Origin of the sequence: Shewanella sp. SM20, assembly GCF_025654545.1 — a bacterium.
Lineage (GTDB): Bacteria > Pseudomonadota > Gammaproteobacteria > Enterobacterales > Shewanellaceae > Shewanella > Shewanella oncorhynchi.
In genome coordinates, this window is sequence record NZ_JAKKRK010000066.1 from 1 (window position 1) to 22,309 (window position 22,309).

The 22,309-nt window shown below is 44.8% G+C and carries 16 protein-coding genes, 2 rRNA genes and 2 pseudogenes; 13 read left to right on the forward strand and 7 right to left on the reverse strand.

Going from position 1 to position 22,309, the window contains the following annotated elements:
- Positions 1–140: pseudogene (locus L5M18_RS20460) on the reverse strand (IS4 family transposase); the annotation flags it as partial.
- A gap of 98 nt (positions 141–238) precedes the next feature.
- On the opposite strand from L5M18_RS20460, the pseudogene L5M18_RS20465 reads away from it, so the two are divergent.
- The 5 genes and pseudogenes from L5M18_RS20465 to glpG form a co-directional block, all read left to right on the forward strand.
- A pseudogene (locus L5M18_RS20465) lies at positions 239–550 on the forward strand (TetR/AcrR family transcriptional regulator); the annotation flags it as partial.
- A gap of 286 nt (positions 551–836) precedes the next feature.
- Positions 837–2,030 (forward strand): glycine C-acetyltransferase, encoded by a 1,194-nt coding sequence (locus L5M18_RS20470; RefSeq protein WP_263198431.1) that lies wholly within the window; start codon positions 837–839, stop codon positions 2,028–2,030.
- A 22-nt stretch (positions 2,031–2,052) separates the two neighbouring features.
- Entirely contained in the window at positions 2,053–3,078 is a 1,026-nt protein-coding gene (gene tdh / locus L5M18_RS20475; RefSeq protein ID WP_263198432.1) for an L-threonine 3-dehydrogenase, read from the forward strand.
- Positions 3,079–3,179: 101 nt separating this feature from the next.
- The gene (glpE, locus tag L5M18_RS20480; RefSeq protein WP_006084745.1) at positions 3,180–3,485 is read left to right on the forward strand and encodes a thiosulfate sulfurtransferase GlpE; all 306 of its coding nucleotides are present in this window, start codon (positions 3,180–3,182) and stop codon (positions 3,483–3,485) included.
- A complete protein-coding gene (glpG, locus tag L5M18_RS20485; RefSeq protein WP_105250758.1) occupies positions 3,482–4,327 on the forward strand; it encodes a rhomboid family intramembrane serine protease GlpG in 846 nt (281 codons plus the stop codon). Before glpE ends, glpG begins: the two co-directional genes overlap by 4 nt.
- Before the next feature lie 88 nt (positions 4,328–4,415).
- Here the strand turns inward: glpG and elbB are convergent, their stop codons facing one another.
- Positions 4,416–5,078: an isoprenoid biosynthesis glyoxalase ElbB gene (gene elbB / locus L5M18_RS20490; protein ID WP_263162665.1), complete on the reverse strand. Its 663-nt coding sequence runs from the start codon at positions 5,076–5,078 to the stop codon at positions 4,416–4,418.
- 387 nt (positions 5,079–5,465) lie between these two features.
- Between elbB and polA the strand changes: the two genes are divergently transcribed.
- Positions 5,466–8,234 (forward strand): DNA polymerase I, encoded by a 2,769-nt coding sequence (polA, locus tag L5M18_RS20495; RefSeq protein WP_263162667.1) that lies wholly within the window; start codon positions 5,466–5,468, stop codon positions 8,232–8,234.
- A gap of 1,023 nt (positions 8,235–9,257) precedes the next feature.
- On the opposite strand, the gene yihA is transcribed toward polA, so the two are convergent.
- Entirely contained in the window at positions 9,258–9,917 is a 660-nt protein-coding gene (gene yihA, locus L5M18_RS20500; RefSeq protein ID WP_263198433.1) for a ribosome biogenesis GTP-binding protein YihA/YsxC, read from the reverse strand.
- A 167-nt stretch (positions 9,918–10,084) separates the two neighbouring features.
- On the opposite strand from yihA, the gene L5M18_RS20505 reads away from it, so the two are divergent.
- The 5 genes from L5M18_RS20505 (at position 10,085) to hemN (ending at position 14,991) form a co-directional block, all read left to right on the forward strand.
- Entirely contained in the window at positions 10,085–10,708 is a 624-nt protein-coding gene (locus tag L5M18_RS20505) for a c-type cytochrome (RefSeq protein WP_105250761.1), read from the forward strand.
- Positions 10,709–11,522: 814 nt separating this feature from the next.
- Positions 11,523–12,161 (forward strand): class I SAM-dependent methyltransferase, encoded by a 639-nt coding sequence (locus L5M18_RS20510; protein WP_263162670.1) that lies wholly within the window; start codon positions 11,523–11,525, stop codon positions 12,159–12,161.
- A gap of 90 nt (positions 12,162–12,251) precedes the next feature.
- Positions 12,252–12,812, forward strand: coding sequence for a Der GTPase-activating protein YihI (yihI, locus tag L5M18_RS20515; RefSeq protein WP_105250763.1), 561 nt, complete (start codon positions 12,252–12,254; stop codon positions 12,810–12,812).
- A gap of 73 nt (positions 12,813–12,885) precedes the next feature.
- Positions 12,886–13,353 carry a DUF2489 domain-containing protein gene (locus tag L5M18_RS20520; RefSeq protein WP_113940148.1) on the forward strand — a complete coding sequence of 156 codons (468 nt, stop codon included), beginning with the start codon at positions 12,886–12,888 and terminating at the stop codon, positions 13,351–13,353.
- Positions 13,354–13,614: 261 nt separating this feature from the next.
- Positions 13,615–14,991: an oxygen-independent coproporphyrinogen III oxidase gene (gene hemN, locus L5M18_RS20525; protein WP_263162672.1), complete on the forward strand. Its 1,377-nt coding sequence runs from the start codon at positions 13,615–13,617 to the stop codon at positions 14,989–14,991.
- Positions 14,992–15,088: 97 nt separating this feature from the next.
- Here hemN and add read toward each other — a convergent pair whose 3' ends face one another.
- Positions 15,089–16,084: an adenosine deaminase gene (add, locus tag L5M18_RS20530; RefSeq protein WP_219251466.1), complete on the reverse strand. Its 996-nt coding sequence runs from the start codon at positions 16,082–16,084 to the stop codon at positions 15,089–15,091.
- A gap of 210 nt (positions 16,085–16,294) precedes the next feature.
- Here add and L5M18_RS20535 point away from each other — a divergent pair, with 210 nt between their 5' ends.
- Complete coding sequence (locus L5M18_RS20535; protein WP_263198434.1) at positions 16,295–18,106, forward strand: DUF885 domain-containing protein; 1,812 nt, start codon at positions 16,295–16,297, stop codon at positions 18,104–18,106.
- A 95-nt stretch (positions 18,107–18,201) separates the two neighbouring features.
- Positions 18,202–19,185, forward strand: coding sequence for an alpha/beta fold hydrolase (locus tag L5M18_RS20540; protein WP_105250768.1), 984 nt, complete (start codon positions 18,202–18,204; stop codon positions 19,183–19,185).
- On the opposite strand, the gene L5M18_RS20545 is transcribed toward L5M18_RS20540, so the two are convergent.
- The 3 genes from L5M18_RS20545 to L5M18_RS20555 form a co-directional block, all read right to left on the reverse strand.
- Entirely contained in the window at positions 19,142–21,592 is a 2,451-nt protein-coding gene (locus L5M18_RS20545; protein ID WP_263198435.1) for a GGDEF domain-containing phosphodiesterase, read from the reverse strand. The two genes, L5M18_RS20540 and L5M18_RS20545, sit on opposite strands and share 44 nt — an antisense overlap.
- Before the next feature lie 299 nt (positions 21,593–21,891).
- Positions 21,892–22,007 (reverse strand): 5S ribosomal RNA (rrf, locus tag L5M18_RS20550).
- A gap of 186 nt (positions 22,008–22,193) precedes the next feature.
- Positions 22,194–22,309: ribosomal RNA gene (locus L5M18_RS20555) — 23S ribosomal RNA — on the reverse strand; the annotation flags it as partial.

Genomic DNA, 22,309 nt, shown 5'->3' on the forward strand with positions numbered 1-22,309 from the left:
TTTCGACCTAACTCAGTCAAGGTCAGTGTCTTACATTCAATCAGTGCCTTAGAGGCCAGCATCAAGCTGTTTAATCGTTTTAGGTGAAGTTCTGGGCAGTATTGGTGTAAAGAATGTTGTAGGATATTGGCTTCGCGCATCTTGTTGTCCAAGTGTAGTTTTTGGCGAAACCATTTGATCATGCAACAAGATGCGCTTCCACCCTAATTTGATGATTTATTTGTAAATCATCAGGGGATTCTTCAGCGCACAGCAGCAAGTCTTAACGCGTTCAAGCCATGTGCTGCATAAACTCACACAAGATGGATTTCTGTGTGTCGATGCTGACAAAATCACGCCACTGGCGGATACCATTAAGATGATCGTCAGCTTTTGGATTGGTTATCAACTCACACAATCCAGCACGTCAACCATTACTAAAGCGACACTTTATGAAGGCGTTTTAAGGGTGCTGATGATTTTCAAAGCCTATGCAACCCCGACTTCCGTTGCGACTTTTACTCGCCTAGAGCAACATTACCACGCGCTAGCGAGTCAAGAATCCCTATAACATCATCCCAAACGCCTATGTTGGGAACTCGCATTCGGAACTAAACTCAAAGCAATTATAGTACTGAGTGCGAACCCGTTTTCGCTCTACAACGCTTAAAAGAATACTCAGTCAAACAGTGGCAAACTTATGTTGCACATTAGTTTTTATAATGTAAAAACCACTTTAGCCCTAAACTAGTTTATCTTGCGAACCTGCATGAAAAAAAGGCTGTAGGCCGATTAGGTTTAGAGTTAGAATGCCGCCACTCCCAAAATCAGAATAAAGTTAACTAAGGAGATATCAGGTGGCCTCTACCTCATTCTACGCACAGATTAATCAACAGCTTGCAGACATCAAAGCCGAAGGCTTATATAAAAGCGAGCGTGTTATTGCCTCACCACAACAGACTGCCATTCAAGTTAATCACCAAGAAGTTGTTAACTTTTGCGCGAATAATTACCTAGGCCTAGCGAATCACCCAGAGCTAATCAAAGCCGCCCAACAGGGATTAGACAGCCACGGCTTTGGTATGGCGTCGGTACGCTTTATTTGCGGCACCCAAGACATACATAAAAAGCTAGAAGCTAGCCTAAGCGAATTCCTCGGCACTGAAGACACCATTCTTTACTCTTCATGTTTTGATGCAAACGCAGGTCTGTTCGAGACCTTGTTAGATGCAGAAGACGCCATCATTTCCGATGCGTTAAACCATGCTTCTATCATCGACGGTGTGCGTTTATGTAAAGCGAAGCGTTTCCGCTATGCCAACAACGACATGGCCGATTTAGAAACTCAGTTGATCGCCGCGAAAGAAGCAGGCGCCCGTAACATCTTGATCGCCACCGATGGCGTATTCTCGATGGACGGCGTGATTGCTAACCTGCAAGGCGTATGTGATTTAGCCGATAAATACGGCGCACTGGTGATGGTCGATGACTCTCACGCTGTGGGCTTTATCGGCGCAAACGGCCGTGGCACGCACGAATATTGCAATGTGATGGACAGAGTCGACATCATCACTGGCACCTTAGGCAAAGCCTTAGGCGGCGCATCGGGTGGTTTCACTTCGGGTAAAAAAGAAGTCATCGACTGGTTACGTCAGCGTTCACGTCCTTACCTGTTCTCTAACTCATTAGCGCCATCAATCGTGACTGCATCTATCCATGTGTTAAAAATGCTCAAATCAGGCCAAGCCCTGCGCGAAGCCGTATGGGAAAACAGCCGTTATTTCCGTGAGCAAATGTCAGCAGCAGGCTTTACTTTGGGCGGCGCCGACCACGCGATTATCCCTGTGATGATTGGTGATGCGAAACTGGCGGGCGACTTTGCTAACCGCTTATTAGCAGAACATATTTATGTTATTGGCTTCTCGTTCCCAGTAGTTCCTAAGGGACAAGCCCGTATCCGTACGCAAATGTCAGCGGCACATACCCGTGAGCAACTCGACAAAGCGATCGCCGCCTTTACCCGTATTGCCAAAGAAATGGGCATTATTTAACCCCTATTTAGGACTTGAGACAATGAAAGCACTAAGCAAGTTAAAAGCCGAAAAAGGTATTTGGTTAGTCGATGCGCCTAAGCCAGTGATGGGCCACAACGATCTGCTGATCAAAATTAAAAAAACTGCGATTTGTGGCACCGACATGCACATCTACAACTGGGACGTATGGTCACAAAAAACCATTCCAGTCCCCATGGTTGTTGGTCATGAATATGTAGGCGAAGTGGTTGATATCGGTCAAGAAGTTCGTGGTTTTAAGATAGGCGACCGCGTGTCTGGCGAAGGCCATATCACCTGCGGCCACTGCCGTAACTGCCGCGCAGGCCGCACCCATTTATGCCGTAACACCTCTGGCGTGGGTGTCAATCGTGAAGGTTCATTTGCGGAATACTTAGTTATCCCCGCCTTTAACGCCTTTAAAATCCCTGATGATATCAGCGATGATTTAGCCTCAATCTTTGACCCCTTTGGTAACGCTGTGCACACAGCATTATCCTTCGATTTAGTCGGTGAAGACGTGTTGATCACCGGCGCAGGTCCCATCGGCATAATGGCGGCTGCAGTATGTCGTCACGTAGGTGCTCGCCATGTGGTGATCACTGACGTCAACGAATACCGCTTAGAGCTGGCCCGTAAAATGGGCGCCACGCGCGCTGTGAACGTGTCAAAAGAAAACCTAAAAGACGTGATGAAAGAACTGGGCATGACCGAAGGTTTCGACGTTGGATTAGAAATGTCTGGCGTACCCTCAGCCTTCCACGCCATGTTAGATACCATGAACCACGGCGGCAAAGTCGCTATGCTCGGTATTCCAATTGGTGAAATGGCCATCGACTGGAGCAAAGTGATCTTCAAAGGTTTGGTCATTAAAGGCATCTACGGCCGTGAAATGTTCGAAACTTGGTACAAAATGGCCAGTCTTATCCAATCAGGCTTAGATATTTCACCTATCATCACTCACCACTTCAAGATTGATGATTTCCAACAAGGTTTCGACGCTATGGGCTCGGGCCAATCGGGTAAAGTGATCCTCAGCTGGGATTAATCCTCCAGAGCATTACCTAGATAGGGGCTGTACACTCGCAGCCCCTTGTTGCACACTTATCCCATCTTGATTTCCATCTCTTAGCTTTGTCAGGTTTTATTATGTCTTCCTTTAAACACTTAAGCGTTAATCAATTGCTGCAAATGACCGAAGCACAGCCAGTGCAAATCGTCGATATCCGCGATGGCAATAGCTTCACCAACGGCCATATTGCAGGTGCAACTAACCTGAATAACGAAAACCTAGCGCAATTTATTAGCCAAGCCGATATGGATAGCCCACTGGTGGTGGTTTGTTACCACGGCATGAGCAGCCAAAATGCAGCGCAATATTTATGCGAACAAGGTTTTGATGACGTTTACAGCCTAGACGGCGGCTATAGCGCCTGGCATGAGGCGAATGCATGATAGAAATTGGCAGACTCCCCAACAGCAGAGCCGCGCAGGCATTTGTCGATTACCTCAAAGGGGAAGACATTGACTGCCAAATTGAGCCGCTGGTTCAGGGTGTTGCCATTTTGGTTATCCATGACAAAGATGTGGAGCAAGCACGCAAAGAGTTTGCCCACTTTATTGCTCACCCTTACGACAATAAATATCTGCAAGCCTCATGGGAACACGGCGATACCCAAACCAAACTCGATTATGGTGCCCCTTCGCTGCAGTTGTTCACCCAATTTATTACCGGCGCAGGCCCAGTCACGCTGATCGTATTTGCGGTTTGCGTACTCATTTTTGCGGCGATGAACTTAGGATTCGCCAACCAAACCTACGAAGCACTGTCCTATTTTGGGGCAGTACCTCATTCAGAGTTCAGCCAGTTCTGGCGTGTTTTTACACCGAGCCTGCTGCATTTTTCAGCCATGCACGTCATCTTTAATTTGCTCTGGTGGTGGTATTTAGGCGGTAAAATCGAAACCCGTATCGGTACTGCACCATTGCTCATTTTGCTGTTTGTCGCAGGAACTCTGCCAAACGTTATCCAATATTATGTCGGTGGACCTAACTTTGGCGGGCTGTCCGGCGTTGTGTATGCAGTGGTGGGTTACACTTGGATCATGGGTATACGTAAACCCGCAGCTGGAATAGATTTCCCACCATCATATATGGGCTTTATGATGATATGGTTGGCATTGGGATTCACAGATATTCTAGGGGTTTCGGTTGCTAATGGTGCCCACATTGGCGGCTTACTCATAGGTTTAGCCCAAGGTTTATTTGATAGCCGCAAATCCTCGAGCTCAATCTAATAACTCAATCTAATATTGTGAACCAAGATAAATCCTGAAATTTATCTTGGTTCAATGACTCGCTTCACTCCTCTACAAACCGCTCAAACTAACTCTGATCAGTCATTTCTAGTAGCTTAACGACTAGCTTCTCGATGCCTGAATGCGCCTCAGCAATATTACCAGCCAACATATAAGCGGGAGTGCTGACAATGCGATTCGCTTCATCCACGACTATCTCATGTACTGTCGCAACTTGATGCTCACCGCCCATCAAATTAAACGCTGCGACAGTATCGCTATCATTACCGATAGTGCCTTTTACACCCTGGGGATATAAACGCGGGATCATCATAGGAGCAATACAGATAAAACCAACGGGCTTTTTCGCCAGAATGAACTCATTGATAAAATCAGTCACCAGCGGTTCCACTTCACACTCACTGCCATTCGTCGCAAAGTTACACAGATTTTTCGCCGCACCAAAGCCACCGGGAATGATCAAGGCATCAAATTCGGCGATATCTAATTCTGTGGTCGCTTTGACTTCGCCACGGGCGATACGTGCCGACTCCACCAGCACGTTACGACTTGCAGCAGCATCGACCTCGCCAGTGAAATGATCTACCACATGCATCTGTTTGATATCAGGTGCAAAACACTGGTAGTGAGCCCCTGATCGGGATAAGCATAAAAGCGTTAAAACCGATTCATGTATCTCAGTTCCATCGAAAACACCACATCCACTCAGTAACACTGCGACTTTTTTCATTAAAAATATCCTTCTTATGTCATTAAGTTTTAACAAACCATAAACAAACTAGTTGATCTGATTAAAAATCGTGCTAACTTAATTCGTCGAATCTGACGAGTGCCGAAAATTAAGCCAATCCTTAGATGTATTTTACGGAGTCAATAAAAAATCCACAAATTGGGAAGATTTTTTAAGAAACAGTATTGAACTCACACAAATCTTTTATAAACATAAAAAACAACAACTTAAAAAAATCGCACTAAGCCGTAATCATCGCCATTATTCTCAGTTGACTTTTTCACTCACAGACTTATCCACAGGCTGAGAGTCATTTTGCCATGGCTGAAATAGTGCTTCTGTGGCATGCTTAGCGCCATCTAAGTCATCGATAAACGAAAAATACCTATGCCAACCGTCGCTAAAAACCCACTTGTGCTTGTGGATGGATCTTCTTATTTGTATCGCGCCTATTATGCGCCTCCTCACCTGACAAACTCAAAGGGCGAAGCAACGGGTGCCGTTTATGGCGTAGTGAATATGTTACGCAGCTTGTTGACCCGTTATCAACCAAGCCATATCGCAGTCGTGTTCGATGCCAAGGGAAAAACCTTCCGCAATGACATGTACAGCGAATACAAAGCACAGCGCCCACCTATGCCTGATGATCTACGTTCGCAAATCGAACCCTTGCATCGCATTATTCGCGCACTAGGTTTACCACTGATTTCAATTTCCGGCGTCGAAGCCGATGACGTGATCGGTACAATTGCCCGCCAAGCCAGCTTAGAAAACCGTGCCGTGCTTATCAGCACAGGCGATAAAGACATGGCGCAATTAGTGGATGAAAACGTTACGCTCATCAACACCATGACAGACACCATAATGGGCCCAGAAGAAGTCGTCACCAAATTTGGTGTCGGTCCAGACCGTATCATAGATTTACTCGCGCTGATGGGCGACAAGGCCGACAACATTCCCGGCTTACCCGGCGTAGGTGAGAAAACGGCGCTCGCTATGCTCACGGGAGCCGGCAGTGTGAGTAACTTATTAGCGGAACCCGAAAAAGTCGCCGAGCTCGGCTTTAGAGGTTCTAAAACCATGGCGGCAAAGATCATTGAAAATGCCGACATGCTCAAGCTTTCTTACGAACTCGCCACCATCAAAACCGATGTCGAACTTGAGCAAGATTGGCACGAACTCACTCTCATGCCAGCAGACAAAGATGAACTGATCAAATGCTACGGCGAGATGGAGTTTAAACGTTGGTTAGCTGAAGTCTTAGATAATAAAATGACGGCAAATACCTCAATTGATGCGGCATCCACAGAAACGCAAGAAGACTCATCTCCAGTCGAAGCGATTGAAACACAGTACGACTGCATTCTCACCGAAGCCGAATTAGACACTTGGATTGCTAAGCTTAAACAAGCCGACTTAATGGCAATCGATACTGAGACCACCAGCTTAGATTACATGGTGGCCGAATTAGTCGGGATTTCCTTCGCCGTTGAGACAGGAAAAGCCGCTTATCTTCCTTTAACCCACGATTACGTTGGTGCACCGACTCAAATCGATAAAACGGTCGCGTTAGAAAAACTGCGTCCGCTGCTTGAGGATCCAAAGATCAAGAAAGTCGGTCAAAATCTTAAGTACGACATCAGTATCTTAGCCAATGCAGGGATCAAACTACAGGGCGTCGCTTTCGACACTATGCTCGAATCCTATGTTTTCAACTCAGTGGCTTCGCGCCATGATATGGATGGTTTAGCGCTCAAGTACTTAGGCCATAAGAATATCAGCTTTGAAGAAATCGCCGGTAAAGGTGCAAAACAGCTGACCTTCAACCAAATTCCACTGGAAACGGCTGCGCCTTATGCGGCCGAAGATGCCGACATCACACTGCGTTTACACCAACATTTATGGCCAAGACTCGAGAAAGAAGCCGAACTTGCCGCCATGTTTACCGGAGTCGAATTACCGCTAATCCAAGTATTGTCGGACATTGAACGTCAAGGGGTATTAATCGACAGTATGTTACTCGGCCAACAGAGCGATGAACTGGCGCGTAAAATCGATACCTTAGAAGAAAAAGCCTACGACATTGCTGGTGAAAAATTCAATCTTGGTTCACCTAAGCAGCTGCAAGTCTTGTTTTATGAAAAGCTAGGTTATCCGATCACCAAAAAGACCCCAAAGGGTGCGCCATCGACCGCGGAAGAAGTATTAGTCGAATTAGCCTTAGATTTCCCACTGCCAAAGGTGATCCTCGAGCATCGAAGCCTATCTAAGTTAAAGAGCACTTACACCGATAAGCTGCCACTGATGGTCAACGCCAAAACGGGTCGCGTACACACTAGCTATCATCAAGCTAATGCGGCAACAGGTCGCTTATCGTCAAGCGAACCTAACCTGCAAAATATTCCGATTCGCACCGAAGAAGGTCGCCGTATTCGCCAAGCCTTTATCGCCCCAGCAGGCCGTAAAATTTTGGCCGCCGACTACTCGCAAATCGAACTACGGATCATGGCCCATTTATCCCAAGATGCAGGCTTACTCAAAGCCTTCGCCGAGGGCAAAGACATTCATAGAGCCACTGCTGCAGAAGTATTTGGTACCGACTTTGATGAAGTAACCACAGAACAACGCCGCCGTGCCAAAGCGGTTAACTTCGGCTTAATTTATGGCATGTCAGCCTTTGGTTTGGCGCGTCAGCTTGATATCCCACGCCATGAAGCACAAACCTATATCGATACCTACTTTGCCCGTTATCCTGGCGTATTACGTTATATGGAAGAAACGCGCGCGGGTGCTGCTGACTTAGGTTATGTGTCGACTCTGTTTGGTCGTCGCCTCTACTTGCCCGAAATCCGTGATCGTAATGCGATGCGCCGCCAAGGTGCTGAACGTGCTGCGATTAACGCGCCAATGCAAGGTACGGCTGCTGACATCATCAAAAAGGCCATGATCAATATTGCCCAGTGGATCAAAACAGAAACCCAAGGCGAAATCACTATGATCATGCAGGTTCACGATGAATTAGTGTTTGAAGTCGATGCGGATAAAGCAGAGGCACTTAAAAAGACAATCTGCACCTTGATGGCGCAAGCAGCTAATCTCGATGTTGAACTGCTTGCCGAAGCAGGCATTGGTGATAACTGGGATGAAGCCCACTAATCTCAGTAATATCCAGAAGAACACTATCAATATGATTTAACTGAAAATAAAGCTAATCTGACTTCAATATTTTGAGCTCAGATTAGCTCTCTCCCGTCTTAATCGCCTCTAAGAACATCAATACAGAGTCCTTTTCATCACTCAGCATAAATAACCCTTTCACAATACAAATTAGCTCGTTAAGTTAGACAAACTTCATCGGCAGAAAATGATTCACTCACAGCCAAACAATCTTTACCTGATACATTTGGCAGTAGAGTTCATCGATACACTGCCACAGCAGATGGATATTAAAAGGTGTGATTTACTCGAATTGAAACTGCATTCAAGTCAGCCATATATGCTCAAGAATGCCATAACGGTTGTTCTCTCACGCGTACACCAAAATCTTAGGTCAGGATTAGAGTAAAAAATCAAATCTCAAATATTGATCACTTTTGTATATAAATTTCGATTTTTCTCTTTAAATCAGCCAATTAACCATTTTCACTGAAATTTTAGGATCAATTTGAGATGCTTTTTCACTCACAACCTGAGATCAAGCGCACATAATTACCTCTTTTTTGAAAAAACTGTTTTCCATTTAAAGATAAATAGAGTAATATTCTCTGCGTAGGGTACAGAGGTTAAGATGTTCTATCTTTCAGACCTTTATTTCACTTATAGTGATGAGCCAAATTCTGGCGCCTCAGCAACTTGTTTGCTGAGGCTTTTTTTTTGCTCTTTTTTCAGACTTTAAGTAAATTTTAGAGTATTTACTTTAATAAGGGATGAATTGGCTGTATGCTAGTTTCATTGAGAACCATTGAAGCTAATTTGATGGTGCTTGAGTCTTGTTGAATTTAGCTTCTCCCCAAAAGAGCTAATATTTTTGGCCGATGATAATATCATCGGCTATTTTTTTGCCTGAGATTAACGAATAACCGATGGGAATGAGACTGAACAAAAGAGAAAAAATTGCAGTAAAAACAAAGAGGAGGTATACACAGTCAAATTCTACCATGTACACCAAAACAGGCGATATTATTCAGCGTTATTCGCTGCATCTAACTCATCAGTCAACCACTGTGGATGACACCATTCATTAAGAATTGCCAACACTTTAGGCTTACCGGTTCCTTTAAGTGATGAGAAGGGTTCAACTTGCACCCAGTCGCCAAACTCACTTAGTTCGAGACGCACTTCATTTACGGTTTTCATCTTAGCACTTTGGGCTAATTTGTCTGATTTCGTTAGCAAAGCTAATACTGGAATTTCACTAGCAACTGCCCATTCAATCATCTGCATATCGAGATCTTTTAATGGATGACGAATATCCATCAAGACAACCACGCCACTTAAACAAGCGCGTTTTTGCAAATATTCACCCAATGCTTGCTGCCATTTATTTTTCAACGCAAGTGGGACTTGCGCAAAGCCATAACCAGGCAAGTCAACTAAACGACGCTGAGCATCTAACTCAAATACGTTAATTAGTTGAGTACGGCCCGGTGTTTTACTGGTTCTTGCTAAACTTTTTTGCTCAGTTAATGCATTGAGTGCACTAGACTTTCCAGCATTAGAGCGGCCAGCAAATGCAATCTCAACTCCAACATCGCCGGGCAGATATTGATCCAAATGTGCAATGTCAGGTGCACTGATTAAAAACTTTGCCCTACGAAAATCTATACGAGATTCAGTCACTATTTACTCCGAAATTTTTCTACGCAATACCATAATTTATGAAGAATTACTTACTTTCCCACGTTTTCGTGTAAAATATTACTCCGATCACATTAATCATATTTTACCACGCTTGCGGGTCACCCTAGTAAGCTCAGGATAATAATTTAACCAGAAGTTGGAACGCCATGAAAAAGCTAGCTCTTGCGCTGTCTGTTGTAATTGCCGCCATATCTTCACCTGCGATTGCTGAAGGTAATGCTGAAGCGGGAAAAACGAAAATCATTGTCTGTTCGGCCTGTCACGGTATGGACGGTAACAGTATGATCGATATGTACCCCAAAATTGCGGGCCAACACGCCACTTACCTCCAAAAGCAACTACATGATTTCCGTAGCGCAGCACAAACTGGCGGTAAAGATGGTCGTATGGATCCTATCATGAGTGGCATGGCAATGCCTCTAAGCGATCAGGATATTCTCGACATTAGCGCATATTTTTCTAGCCAAGCAATCCAAGTGGCTGAAGCAAAAGATGTTCCTGAGTTAGGCGCTAAACTTTACAAGGGTGGTGATGTTTCTCGTGGCATTACCGCTTGTATGGCATGTCATGGCCCAGATGGTAAAGGCGCTGAGCTTGCAGGTTTTCCAACGCTGGCAGGCCAACACGCAAACTACATCAAGATCCAGCTGACAAAATTCCGTGAAGCGGGCCGCCATAATGACTTAAATGGCATGATGCAAGATGTGGCTAAGAAACTAAATGATAGCGATATCGACGCGCTATCAAAGTATCTTTCTAGCCTGAAGTAATCTTCGCGAGTGAAAAGAAGGGTGTATTGTCACCCTTTTTTACACCCCAAAGTTGACGTGGACGTAAACTGCAAAGATTCGTGCTTGACATAGATCACAGATTTCGGTTTAATAAGCCCCGTACCGAGATAAACCCATCTGTTTGTACAAAAAGATTAATAATAACTTACAGGTTTCGGTATAATTAACGTTCAAGATATAAGAATAAAGATACTCAATAACAATAATATACTTAAGACCACTCTCTAATAATAACAAGAGTCGTGATTTCCATTTGAAATCCAGGTCAGCACAATTTTGTAAGGGATGGCCGATAACGCCAATTTGCTTCTAGCAAAACACCTTACACTAAGGGTAACTTGCCCCATCAGGACATAGTTTACATGATGTAAACTGTAGCAAAGGAAGCGATAAGCTTAGGATGCACTGGCTGGATGCTTGTTATCACAGGAAGGTACTTAAGTAACATGGATGGTTAACTCGACGTCAATGATGACGATGCTTTAAAAGATGTGTTGCGAGACCATCTACGGAAACTGTAGTCAGGATGGCGACAGAAAAAATAAAGTGTCTGGAAGACCATTAACAAAAATAATGCAGGGAAAGCAGTAAAAAAAAGAAGGATACCGACCGGGAAAGTCGCATAGCAAGTATGGATACTTGGAATCAGGATAAGGTGCTAAAGCACCCTTTGTAAGGCGGCAGTTTAACTGCCGCCTTTTTTCTTTTGTAACACCCCATTAGTGTCTAAAATGTGCACTCAACCAATATAATTGGTACAATCAAAGCCTTAATAACCACTTCAGCAGACTCAATGCCCAGATGCCCTCTTTGTCATAACAGTCAGACACGACTCCTTCATCAAGATAAAAAGCGGAGTTTTTATGTTTGCAAGACATGTGAGTTAACCTTTGCGGATGCGAATAGCCATTTACCCCCCGCGGCAGAGAAGCAAAGATACGGTCGTTCACGCATAGCGTCGAAGCAAAAACAGTTATCGCAATTTATTTTGCCGCTGTTAGCGCAATTAGAGCAGCAACAAGCTGGCAGTTTATTAGGATTGAATTTTGGCCGCATACTCGATGATGAGAGCCTGACGACCATAGAAAGCGCGGGCCACAAGTTAAATCAATATGATCCCTTTTTTGCCCCGAATCATGACGTGTTAAAGCTAGAGTATGATTTTATCTGCTGTTATCGGGTGTTTGAGCATTTTCAAAACCCTATAAAAGAGTGGACTTTGCTCTCTCGGCTACTGCATTCTGGTGGTTGGTTAGCGATAAGCACACCATTACTGACTGAATTAGATGGTTTTGCTAAGTGGCATTATAAGAACAACCTCACCCATGTGAGCTTTTATCAGCGACAAACCTTCGAGTACCTCGCAAACAATAGCGATTTTGAACTATTATTTGCCGCAAAGGACCTCGTTTTGATGCAAAAAACATCATAATCTGGTATAACACTCGGCCTAATTTCGCACCTTGTAGACAAGCTAACCCTTAGTCTACAAGGCCATACGTTGTAAATAATTGAGAAGACCATGTCTCGTAGCAAGAAAACACGCAAGGGCGGCGAGAACAGCCCTAAGTTACAGCCAAGAGTGAAGAAGCAAGATCGCGCTGTAGCGACTGGCAAACGTAAAGATTCTGGCAATAAATCAGGTAGTCGTCATAACGAAAGCTTAATTTTAGCGCAAGCGCCGCAACAGCAGGCCGCTAAGAAAAAAGACCCGCGTCATGGCAGTAAAAAGCCTGTGGCTTTAGCAATTCCTGCGGCAGTGGTAACAGATAAAGCCGCTCAGCCAAAAGTGAAACAAGCTAAGCTGACTGACGAGCAAAAACTGCTGAAATTGGAAGAAGATCCAAGACTAAATCAGCTGTTAGATATGCTTGAAGAAGGCCGCGACCTCAACGAGGTTGACCAAAAGTGGTTAGATCAACAGCTAAATAAAATTGAAGCTCTGATGATTAAACTAGGCATTAGCGACGATATGGATGATGACACACCTTCATCACCTGCTAAGTCTTTATCTGACGATGAGTTGTTCGACAAATTCGAATCAGGCGCTGACTTACTAAAAGATTATCAAGACAAGTTCTAACCTCTCAGTGCTAAGGCATAGGGAACTCAGTTTTTAGCTGTGGCTCCTTATGCCATTCATATAAGGAGTCTCTGTGTCTACGACTATCATTATTCTCGGTTTTATCATCATAGTAGCGCTAAGTAGCTACGCCACCTTCTTAATCCTAAAACTCAAGCAGCAAAAAAAGCGTCAGCAGGCTGAACAAGCCGAGCGTGAAGTCACGGCGAATGCAAAACGTGCCCAAGTTTTAGATGATATCCGCTATATCGCCACTGCCATGATTGAAGACCGCTGTGAGATCTCTGAAGGCGTGGTCAGGATTGGGCGATTATTTGAAATCCTGTCATTAAGTGAGCGTGTGGCTCCCGATTACCCTTCATTATTCAAACACTTTGAGTTAATTAAAAATCATCCCATCATGGATGCTCGTCAAGCCTTGCCTAAGCAAGAAAGAATGAAGTTAGACTTGATCAGAATGAAGTCCGAAGCCGCATTAGAGCAAGGCATTAGTGATGATGCGAAAAAACTGTCGGATTACCAAGCCAAAGCGATGCATTAAACCAGCCCATTGCTATACCTCAAGACCACTTATATTGTGGTTTTGAGGTCATCTCGATAAAACCCGCACCAATCTTACCCTCCTTACTCCCGTGAGCCTGCGCACAAAACCGCCAAATATCGACAGACAAGCGTACTTTTTTGATAGATATTGCGTAACTTCTAAAATGACAGACGTCATTTTTACAACCTAGATCAAGGTTATTTACTTAAGAACCTTGCATACTTCGCTTGTTGCTAATTTACCCACGGAGGACACGCCTTGAAGCAGCCCACTCAGATTAGCTGGGATCAGTCGATGATCGAAAAATATAACTACAGCGGTCCCCGTTATACCTCTTACCCAACGGCATTAGAGTTCGATGATACATTCACCGAACAAAATCTGCTGACGGCCATTGAAAATAGCAAAAGCGATAAACTGTCGCTGTATATTCATATCCCGTTCTGCGCCAAGCTTTGTTATTACTGCGGCTGTAATAAAGTCATCACCCGCCACCAACACAAAGCCGATCAGTACATTGAATATTTAAGCCAAGAAATTATTAAACGTGCGCCCCTGTTCAAACATTACAGTGTGACCCAAATGCATTGGGGCGGCGGTACACCCACGTTCTTAAATCCAGAGCAGATTCTTAAACTTACGTCACTGATTAAAGCTAACTTTAACTTTGCGGAAGAAGGCGAGTACTCAATTGAAGTCGATCCTCGCGAGATTGAGCTGTCAATGCTCGACACGTTGAAAGAAGCGGGCTTTAACCGGATATCCATCGGTGTACAAGATTTCAATAAAGAAGTGCAAATTGCCGTTAATCGCGAACAAGATGAGCAATTTATCTTCGACTTAATGGCCAAAGCAAAAGCCATGGGTTTTGTGTCAACCAACATAGATTTAATCTATGGTTTGCCACACCAAACGCCAGAAACCTTTGCCGCCACTATGCAGCGCGTTTTAGATTTATCGCCTGACCGTTTGTCGGTATTTAACTATGCTCACTTACCTGCGCGCTTTGCCGCTCAACGTAAGATCAAAGACGAGCATTTACCTTCGCCAAAACAAAAACTCGAAATGCTGCACCAAACTATTGAGACCTTAACTGGCGCTGGCTACCAATATATCGGTATGGACCACTTTGCTAAACCCGATGACGAGTTAGCCAAGTTGCAGCGCGAAGGCAGACTGCACCGCAACTTCCAAGGTTATACCACCCAAGAAGAATGCGATTTGTTAGGTCTTGGCGTATCATCCATCAGTCAGATTGGCGACTGCTATGCGCAAAACCAGAAAGATATCCGCCCTTACTATGAGGCCATAGATAAGGAAGGCCATGCTTTGTGGAAAGGTTGCAGCCTAAACCGTGATGATGAAATCCGCCGCGTCGTGATTAAACAGCTGATTTGCCACTTCGAACTGGATATGGCGAAAATTGATGAGAAACTGGGGATTAACTTCGAAACCTATTTCGCAGAAGATCTTAAGTTAATGCAGACATTTATCGATGATAAGTTAGTTGAAATCGTCGACAGACAGATCACTATCAGCCCTACTGGCCGTTTATTGATCCGCAATATCTGTATGTGCTTCGATCTTTACTATCGTCAAAAAGCGCGTCAGCAACAGTTCTCACGCGTGATCTAAAACGCTTATTGCTGCACTCGCAAACGCTCACAAAAAATCCGACTCTAGAGTCGGATTTTTTATTGATGGCTATTTTTATTAACGACTCAGAATCGACTTATACCTTAGCGGCATAGAGTGCTTTGCGCTCACTGTCCGATAAAAATGCCATTTCAACGCCGTTACGTTGCACCTGCGCTAACTCAGCATCGGTTAACTTGAGTTCAGATTTGGCGATACGATACTCATGATTAATATCGATAGCGCTCACACCGGGATCATCGGTATTTAGGCTTATCAACACGCCTGCATCCATAAAGGTTCTGAATGGATGCTCAGCGTAAGAAGCCACAGTAGAAGTATGCAAGTTACTGGTTGGGCAAGATTCGATGCCAATACGGTGCTTAGCAAGATATTCCATCAGCTTAGGATCGTGAATCGCGTTCACCCCATGACCAATTCGAGTTGCGCCAAGTTCTTGAATCGCTTGCCACATACTTTGTGAACCCGCAGCTTCACCGGCGTGAGCCGTAATCGCGAGGCCAGCATCACGAACACGTTTAAAGTGATCGTTAAATAACTCGCCAGGGAAGCCCATTTCATCGCCGGCTAAGTCCATAGCCACGAGATGTTGTTTATGGGCGAGTAAGCCTTCAAGTTCTTGAGTACAAGCGGCTTGACCGAATGAACGTGACATAATGCCAATCAAATTGATCTTCACGTTATAGTCTTTTAAGCCAGCTTTAACGCCGTCAACTACCGCCTCAACTACGCCTTCAATCGGTAACTTATGGTTCATCGCCATATAGTAAGGACTAAAACGTAACTCAGCGTAATCTAAGCCAGATAACGCCGCATCGGCAACGTTTTCATAGGCGACGCGTTTAACCGCATCCAAATCTGCGAGTACGGCAACCATCCAATCGAGCTTCTTTAAGAAGGCGACTAAGCTAGTTTCTTTCCCCTGAATTTGCACAAAAGGTGCGAGCGTCTCTAAAGAATCGGCAGGTAGCGCAATGCCGTGTTGGTGTCCTAGTTCCCAAATGGTATTTACCCGCACATTACCGTCTAGGTGACGATGCAGATCCACCAATGGAATGGATGTATCAATCATATTTAACCCCTATTTGAACTACCCAGCCAATGCTTTTGTTATTTGGTCGCGGGCGGACACTAAGTTTAACACGCATTTTCGGGGGCATTTATGCGCTAAACGCATTTAAATTCACATTCAGTCACAATTCTGCTTAATATCCATACAAGGAACGGCCGCATTCATCAGGCATAATGACTTCAATAACAACGAAAATATCAGAGATCTAACATGCATAAACTCTTAACCCCCAGTTTATTGATATGCGCATTAGGCGCCTGCAGTGCCACCCAAACCACAAAAAATATTCAAACCCCATCGTCACAGGCAATATCAGCAGCACAATCGCAAGTTGAACCAATCGCCCCAGCGCTGCAAGCGATTATCGACCAAAGCTGGCAATTACAGCTCAGTGCGAGTCCTGAAATGGCTTACAGCATGGGCTATGCCAGTGCCGCAGGAAAATTAACGGATCTCTCGCCAGCCGCGCTCGCTAAGCTTAATCAAGGTCAAATCGCAGTACTAGCGCAGCTCAAAGCACTCGACCGCGGCAGCTTGAGTAAAGAAGATAAGATTAACGCTCAAATACTGGAAGATCAGCTCCAAAACGATGTCGACCTATATCGTTTCAAGGATTATTACCTGCCCATTACGGCGGAAAGCGGCTTCCACGCTTATATCACGTCAATCACACAGGGAAGATTCAACACCCTTGAGGATTACCGCAACTATATTGCCAAACTCAATGCACTCCCGACCTATTTCGCCCAGCAAACCCACTGGCTAAAACAAGGATTAGCCGAGGGAATAACGCCGCCAAAAGTGACACTCAATGGCTTTGAAGACAGTATCAGTGCTTATATCGTCCCTGTTGAAAAGAGCAGTTATTTCAAACCTTTTACTCAATATCCCAACTATTTCACTGAGGCACAAAAAACTCAGCTGACCCAAGAAGGTCGCGCTTTAGTCGAGCAAAAAGTCCTACCGCTATATCAAAACTTCTATGATTTTATGACTAAAGAGTACATTCCCAATGCACGGGAAAATATCGCAGCCAGTAGCTTACCTAACGGTGCTGAGTTTTATGAGAATCGGGTGCGTTACTATACGACCTTGAATATGACGTCGGCAGAAGTGCATGAACTGGGCGTAAAAGAAGTACAACGTATCCGCCAAGAAATGGAACAAATCATCGCGTCAGTAGGTTTTAAAGGCAGCTTTGCCGACTTCTTACATTTCCTGCGGACCGATCCTCAGTTCTACACCACCAGTGCCGATCAGTTACTCAAAGAAGCGGCATTTATTGCCAAAAAAGCCGATGCCATGCTGCCTAAGTACTTCGGCAAACTCCCCCGTAAACCCTATGGTATAGCACCAGTGCCCGCAGAAATTGCGCCGAAATACACCACAGGCCGATATTCAGGCTCGAACAGCGATGACGAACCCGGTTACTACTGGGTCAACACTTATGCATTGGATAAGCGCCCACTCTACGAGTTAGAAGCTTTAACTTTGCACGAAGCCGTACCCGGTCATCATCTGCAAATATCACTCAACTCTGAGCTAACCTCACTCCCAGATTTCCGTCGTTATGGCTATATATCTGCCTTTGGTGAAGGATGGGGGTTATATTGCGAATATTTAGGTTTAGAAGCTGGTTTCTACCAAGATCCATATAGTAACTTTGGGCGCTTAACCTATGAAATGTGGCGCGCGGCCCGTTTAGTCGTAGATACTGGCATGCACGCCCAAGGATGGAGTCGTCAACAAGCCATCGACTTTATGGCCAGCAATACCGCACTATCACTGCACAATGTCACTACCGAAATTGACCGCTATATTTCGTGGCCAGGACAAGCCTTGTCCTACAAGATTGGTGAGTTAACAATCAAACGATTACGTGCCAAGGCAGAACAGGAACTCGGCGACAAATTTGATATTCGTGCCTTCCACGATGCAGTGCTCGAAAATGGCTCAGTGCCTATGTCGATCCTCGAACAGCAAATCAATGATTTTATTAAAGCGAAAAAGGCGACACGCTAAGTTAATGAAATTCATGGGAGTCGGTATTTTCAGACTCCCATGGTTGTCTGTTACACTCTAACAAACCATTCAAGCCAAATGATTTGCGACTGAGTATGAGCCAAGCCAAAGCGACATTTTCGACTGAACACGATTTAAATACCTCAGAGCAACAAGCCTTCTGGCAAAGCGTTGTTCAAGACACGCTAGCCTCTGCCGACGGCGTCACGCTGGCCTATATGATGGTCAAACATCCCCAAGCGCATACCGCAATCGTTCTCAGCAGTGGCCGAGTCGAGTCCTATTTAAAGTATCAAGAATTGGTCTTCGACTTATACCAACAAGGTTACTCTGTTTATGCCATAGATCACCGTGGCCAAGGGCTATCGGATCGTATGACAATCAATCCACACATGGGCCATGTGCGAAGATTCAATGATTATATTGATGACTTTGCTCTATTTATGCAGAAGATAGTGTTACCACAAAACGACAAACAACTCATGCTACTTGGCCATTCAATGGGGGGCGCGATTGGCACTTTATATCTCAAACAGCATCCCGATATTTTTACCGCCGCGGCATTTTCCGCACCCATGTATGGCATTAAATTACCTATGCCAAAAGCGTTCGTACGCTGGTTGGCCAGTAAACTCGATACCACACTCAATGGCGGCGAGCCTAATTATGTACTTGCAGGACAAAACTATAAACCTGTTCCATTCAAAGGGAATGAGCTAACTCACAGCCAAACCCGATACCAAGCCTACCGAGAATTGTATGATGCTGCCCCTAAGTTACAACTCGGTTCACCCACTAACCGTTGGTTGACTGAATCTTTAGATGCGGCAGATACTTGCGTACTGGCAACGGCACAAATTCGCACTCCGATACTGATACTGCAAGCGAGTGAAGATAAGATTGTTGATAATGCGGCCCAGAATCTCGCCGTGAGTACCCATTGCCAATTGAAAGTAATCGCTGGGGCTGCCCATGAGATTTTTATGGAAAAAGACGCCTGCCGAAACCAAGCCTTAAACTATGCTCTCGACTTCTTTAAACGCTACGCAATAAAGGACGAGGACAAACAAGCTGGATAAAGTCCGCTTGGTTTAAAGCTCGACTGAATAAATAGCCCTGATAGCCATCACAGCCTAGTTCAACAAAAGCTTGATATTGTTGGGATGATTCGACACCTTTGGCGACAACGCTCAAATTGAATTGCCGCGCAGAGGTAATAAGTACATTCACTTTTGTTGGCATTGTGGTTAATGAATCGATACAACTCATATCCAATTTAACCGCAACTAATGGCTGATTAGCTAAGCAGCTCAAGGCACTCAAACCCGAACCGAAATGATCGAGGATGATGCCTACACCTGCTTCAACTAACTTAGAGACACGCTCATCGACAAACTGTGGTTGCATTAACAATGCGGCCTCATTGAGCTCAATACCCAGTTGATTAGCCACAATACCATGCTCCTTAACTAACCCAACGAATGCATCAACAAAATCAGCCTGACCAAATGAGAATGCACTGATATTGAGAGTCAAAGGAGGCAAACTCCTTCCTTGAGCCCGCGATTTCTGAATAAACAGACACACCCGCTTTGCCACCCAAAGATCAAGCTCAGCAATAATTCCCCCTTGTTCTGCTAACGCCACAAATTCAGCTGGCGGAATAAACTCTCCATCAGCACGATACCAACGCGTGAGCACTTCAGCCGAGACAAGTTCACTGGTCGCATTGATCACAGGCTGGAACATTAACGTTAAGCTATCTTGTTGTAATGCGGTTTGTAATTCCTGTTGCAACAGCTCATCACGGCTCTGGCGAAAGTCCATTTCAGCATGGTAAAAAGCGCACCCAGCTTGACCTGCTTGCTTAGCGCTTAACGTTGCCAACTCGGCACGACGCATCACTAAAGCAGGATCTAAGGTTTCTATACTATCGAGTAAACAGATCCCCACACACGCGCTCAGCTCAAAGTGATGATGACCGTAATGGAATGGTCGAGCAATCACTTGCCTTAACTCACTCGCAAGGGCTAAAGCACGACGAGCAGCGGCTGACGCATCTGCCGCTAAATCTTTAGCAAGCAAAACGAAATTACCAGACTCTAATCGACCGACCGTTATATTTTCAGTGAAATAACTCGATAAACGGGCCGCGATTTGCGTTAACAAGCGCTCTAATTCATGGGAATGTAAAGTGGCGACCAATCCTAAGCGATCCACCTCAACGAGCAGCAATGCCCCCCATTGCCCCGAACTATTACCTTGGGTTAAAAATTGAGATAAACGCACCATAAAGACATCGAGCAACATCTTGCGACCGACAACAGATTGATCTACAAGCTCAGTAATTGCAGCATGGTTCTTCGCGCTTTCTGACACATCCATATGAATGCCTATCATGCGAGTCGGGCGCCCTTGGGGATCCCAATCAACTAACATACCGCGGTCTAATACCCACACATAATGGCCATCTCTATGGCGTAAGCGGTGAACACTTTCAAATTCTTTACTCTTTCCGCTAACGTATTCCTGCAAAGCATCTAACACAATCTGCTTATCATCGGGATGTAGCCGCGTCTCCCATGTCTGGAATACTCCAGCCAATTCATCAGGCTCATAACCAATCATCTCTTTCCAGCGATCAGAAAGAAAAACCTCCCCAGTACTAATATCCCAATCCCAAATACCGTTACGCGAACCTTCCACAGCAAATAACCAACGCAATTCACTGTCATTGAGCTGTTTAACTGCCCGACTTAAACGCTCATGTGCCTGCTGCAAACTGGCTTGCAAAGATAAAACTTCAGATGAACTCCAAGGTATCGATGTCGAAAAGGAAGAAGTGCCTACCTGCTTAGCTGCCTCGCTCAACATTTGGAATGGGCGGATCAGCAGGAAATATAAAATAAAGGTAAAGCCAATCAGCAATAATCCGCCAAGGCCCCAAACCCGTATAAAACGTTGCTGCAACTTAGCAGAAGCTTCGGCAACTAAAGGGGCTAAATCGGCTTCAAGATAAATCAAATCAACAGCCCCACCATACTGGGGAAGAACGGGATAATATGCTTGAATAGTTAAACGGTCGAGATTAACGAGGATCTGCGGAAGAAAAGCTTGAACCACAGAGCGGTGAAGGTCTACATCATAACCATCGATGACTTGAGTCGCATTGCTATCACGCCACACAGTATGATTAGCAAAACGAATACGGCTTTCAGCATCAACCAAGATATACACCATAGTGCCCATATCCAGCGCAGCTAAGGAAACTTCCTGCTCAATCCGCTCTACATCCTGTAAAGCTTGCGCCGATTGAACCACATTCTGCATGCGGAACAACTGTTGCTTTATCAAAGCCGATTGTCGCTGCGCAAGTTCAGCCCTAACTTGGTCACTTTCGAACAGGTACTCGCCTATGACCAACACTAAATATAGGGTCAGCATACAAAGAGGAAGCAGTACTGCGAGCGAAAGCTTACGAAGCATAGGCAACAGATGGCCGTTAACAAAAAAATTAATATTTTTGTATGCTAACGGGAAACTAACCACTAAGCAAAAGGACTTATCAAACTAAGCGAGATCTTCATGTAAATAATCAACTTAGAGTATAAAAGTCTGAAATAAAGGAAGGAAAAAACGTAAAGAACTAGCAGAAGAACCAAAACGAAAATGAATAAAACAATGCTATATAGCATTGGTCTTTAAATGACAATTTAACAAATTGCATACGCAAAAAAGCCAGCTTATTCAGCTGGCTTGGTTACATCTCAATGAGATAATTAGGCGCTTGGCGATGACCTACTCTCACATGGGGAGACCCCACACTACCATCGGCGCGTTTGCGTTTCACTTCTGAGTTCGGGATGGGATCAGGTGGTTCCACAAGGCTATTGTCACCAAGCAAATTCTGTTTATTACCGTGTCCATCTCTGGCTCACGCTAATAATAATTCGGAAAGCTGATTGTTTTGAGTCTTTAACTTTATCAAGTATCTGTATTCTGTCTAAGGCTTTTCGTACGACCTCCATGGAAGGAGGAAGTGCTAGAAAATGTCTGGAACATTTTCAGTAAAACCCATCTGGGTTGTATGGTTAAGCCTCTCGAGTCATTAGTACATGTTAGCTCAACGCCTCACAACGCTTACACACCATGCCTATCAACGTCCTAGTCTCGAACGGCTCTTTAGAGGAATTAAATTCCTAG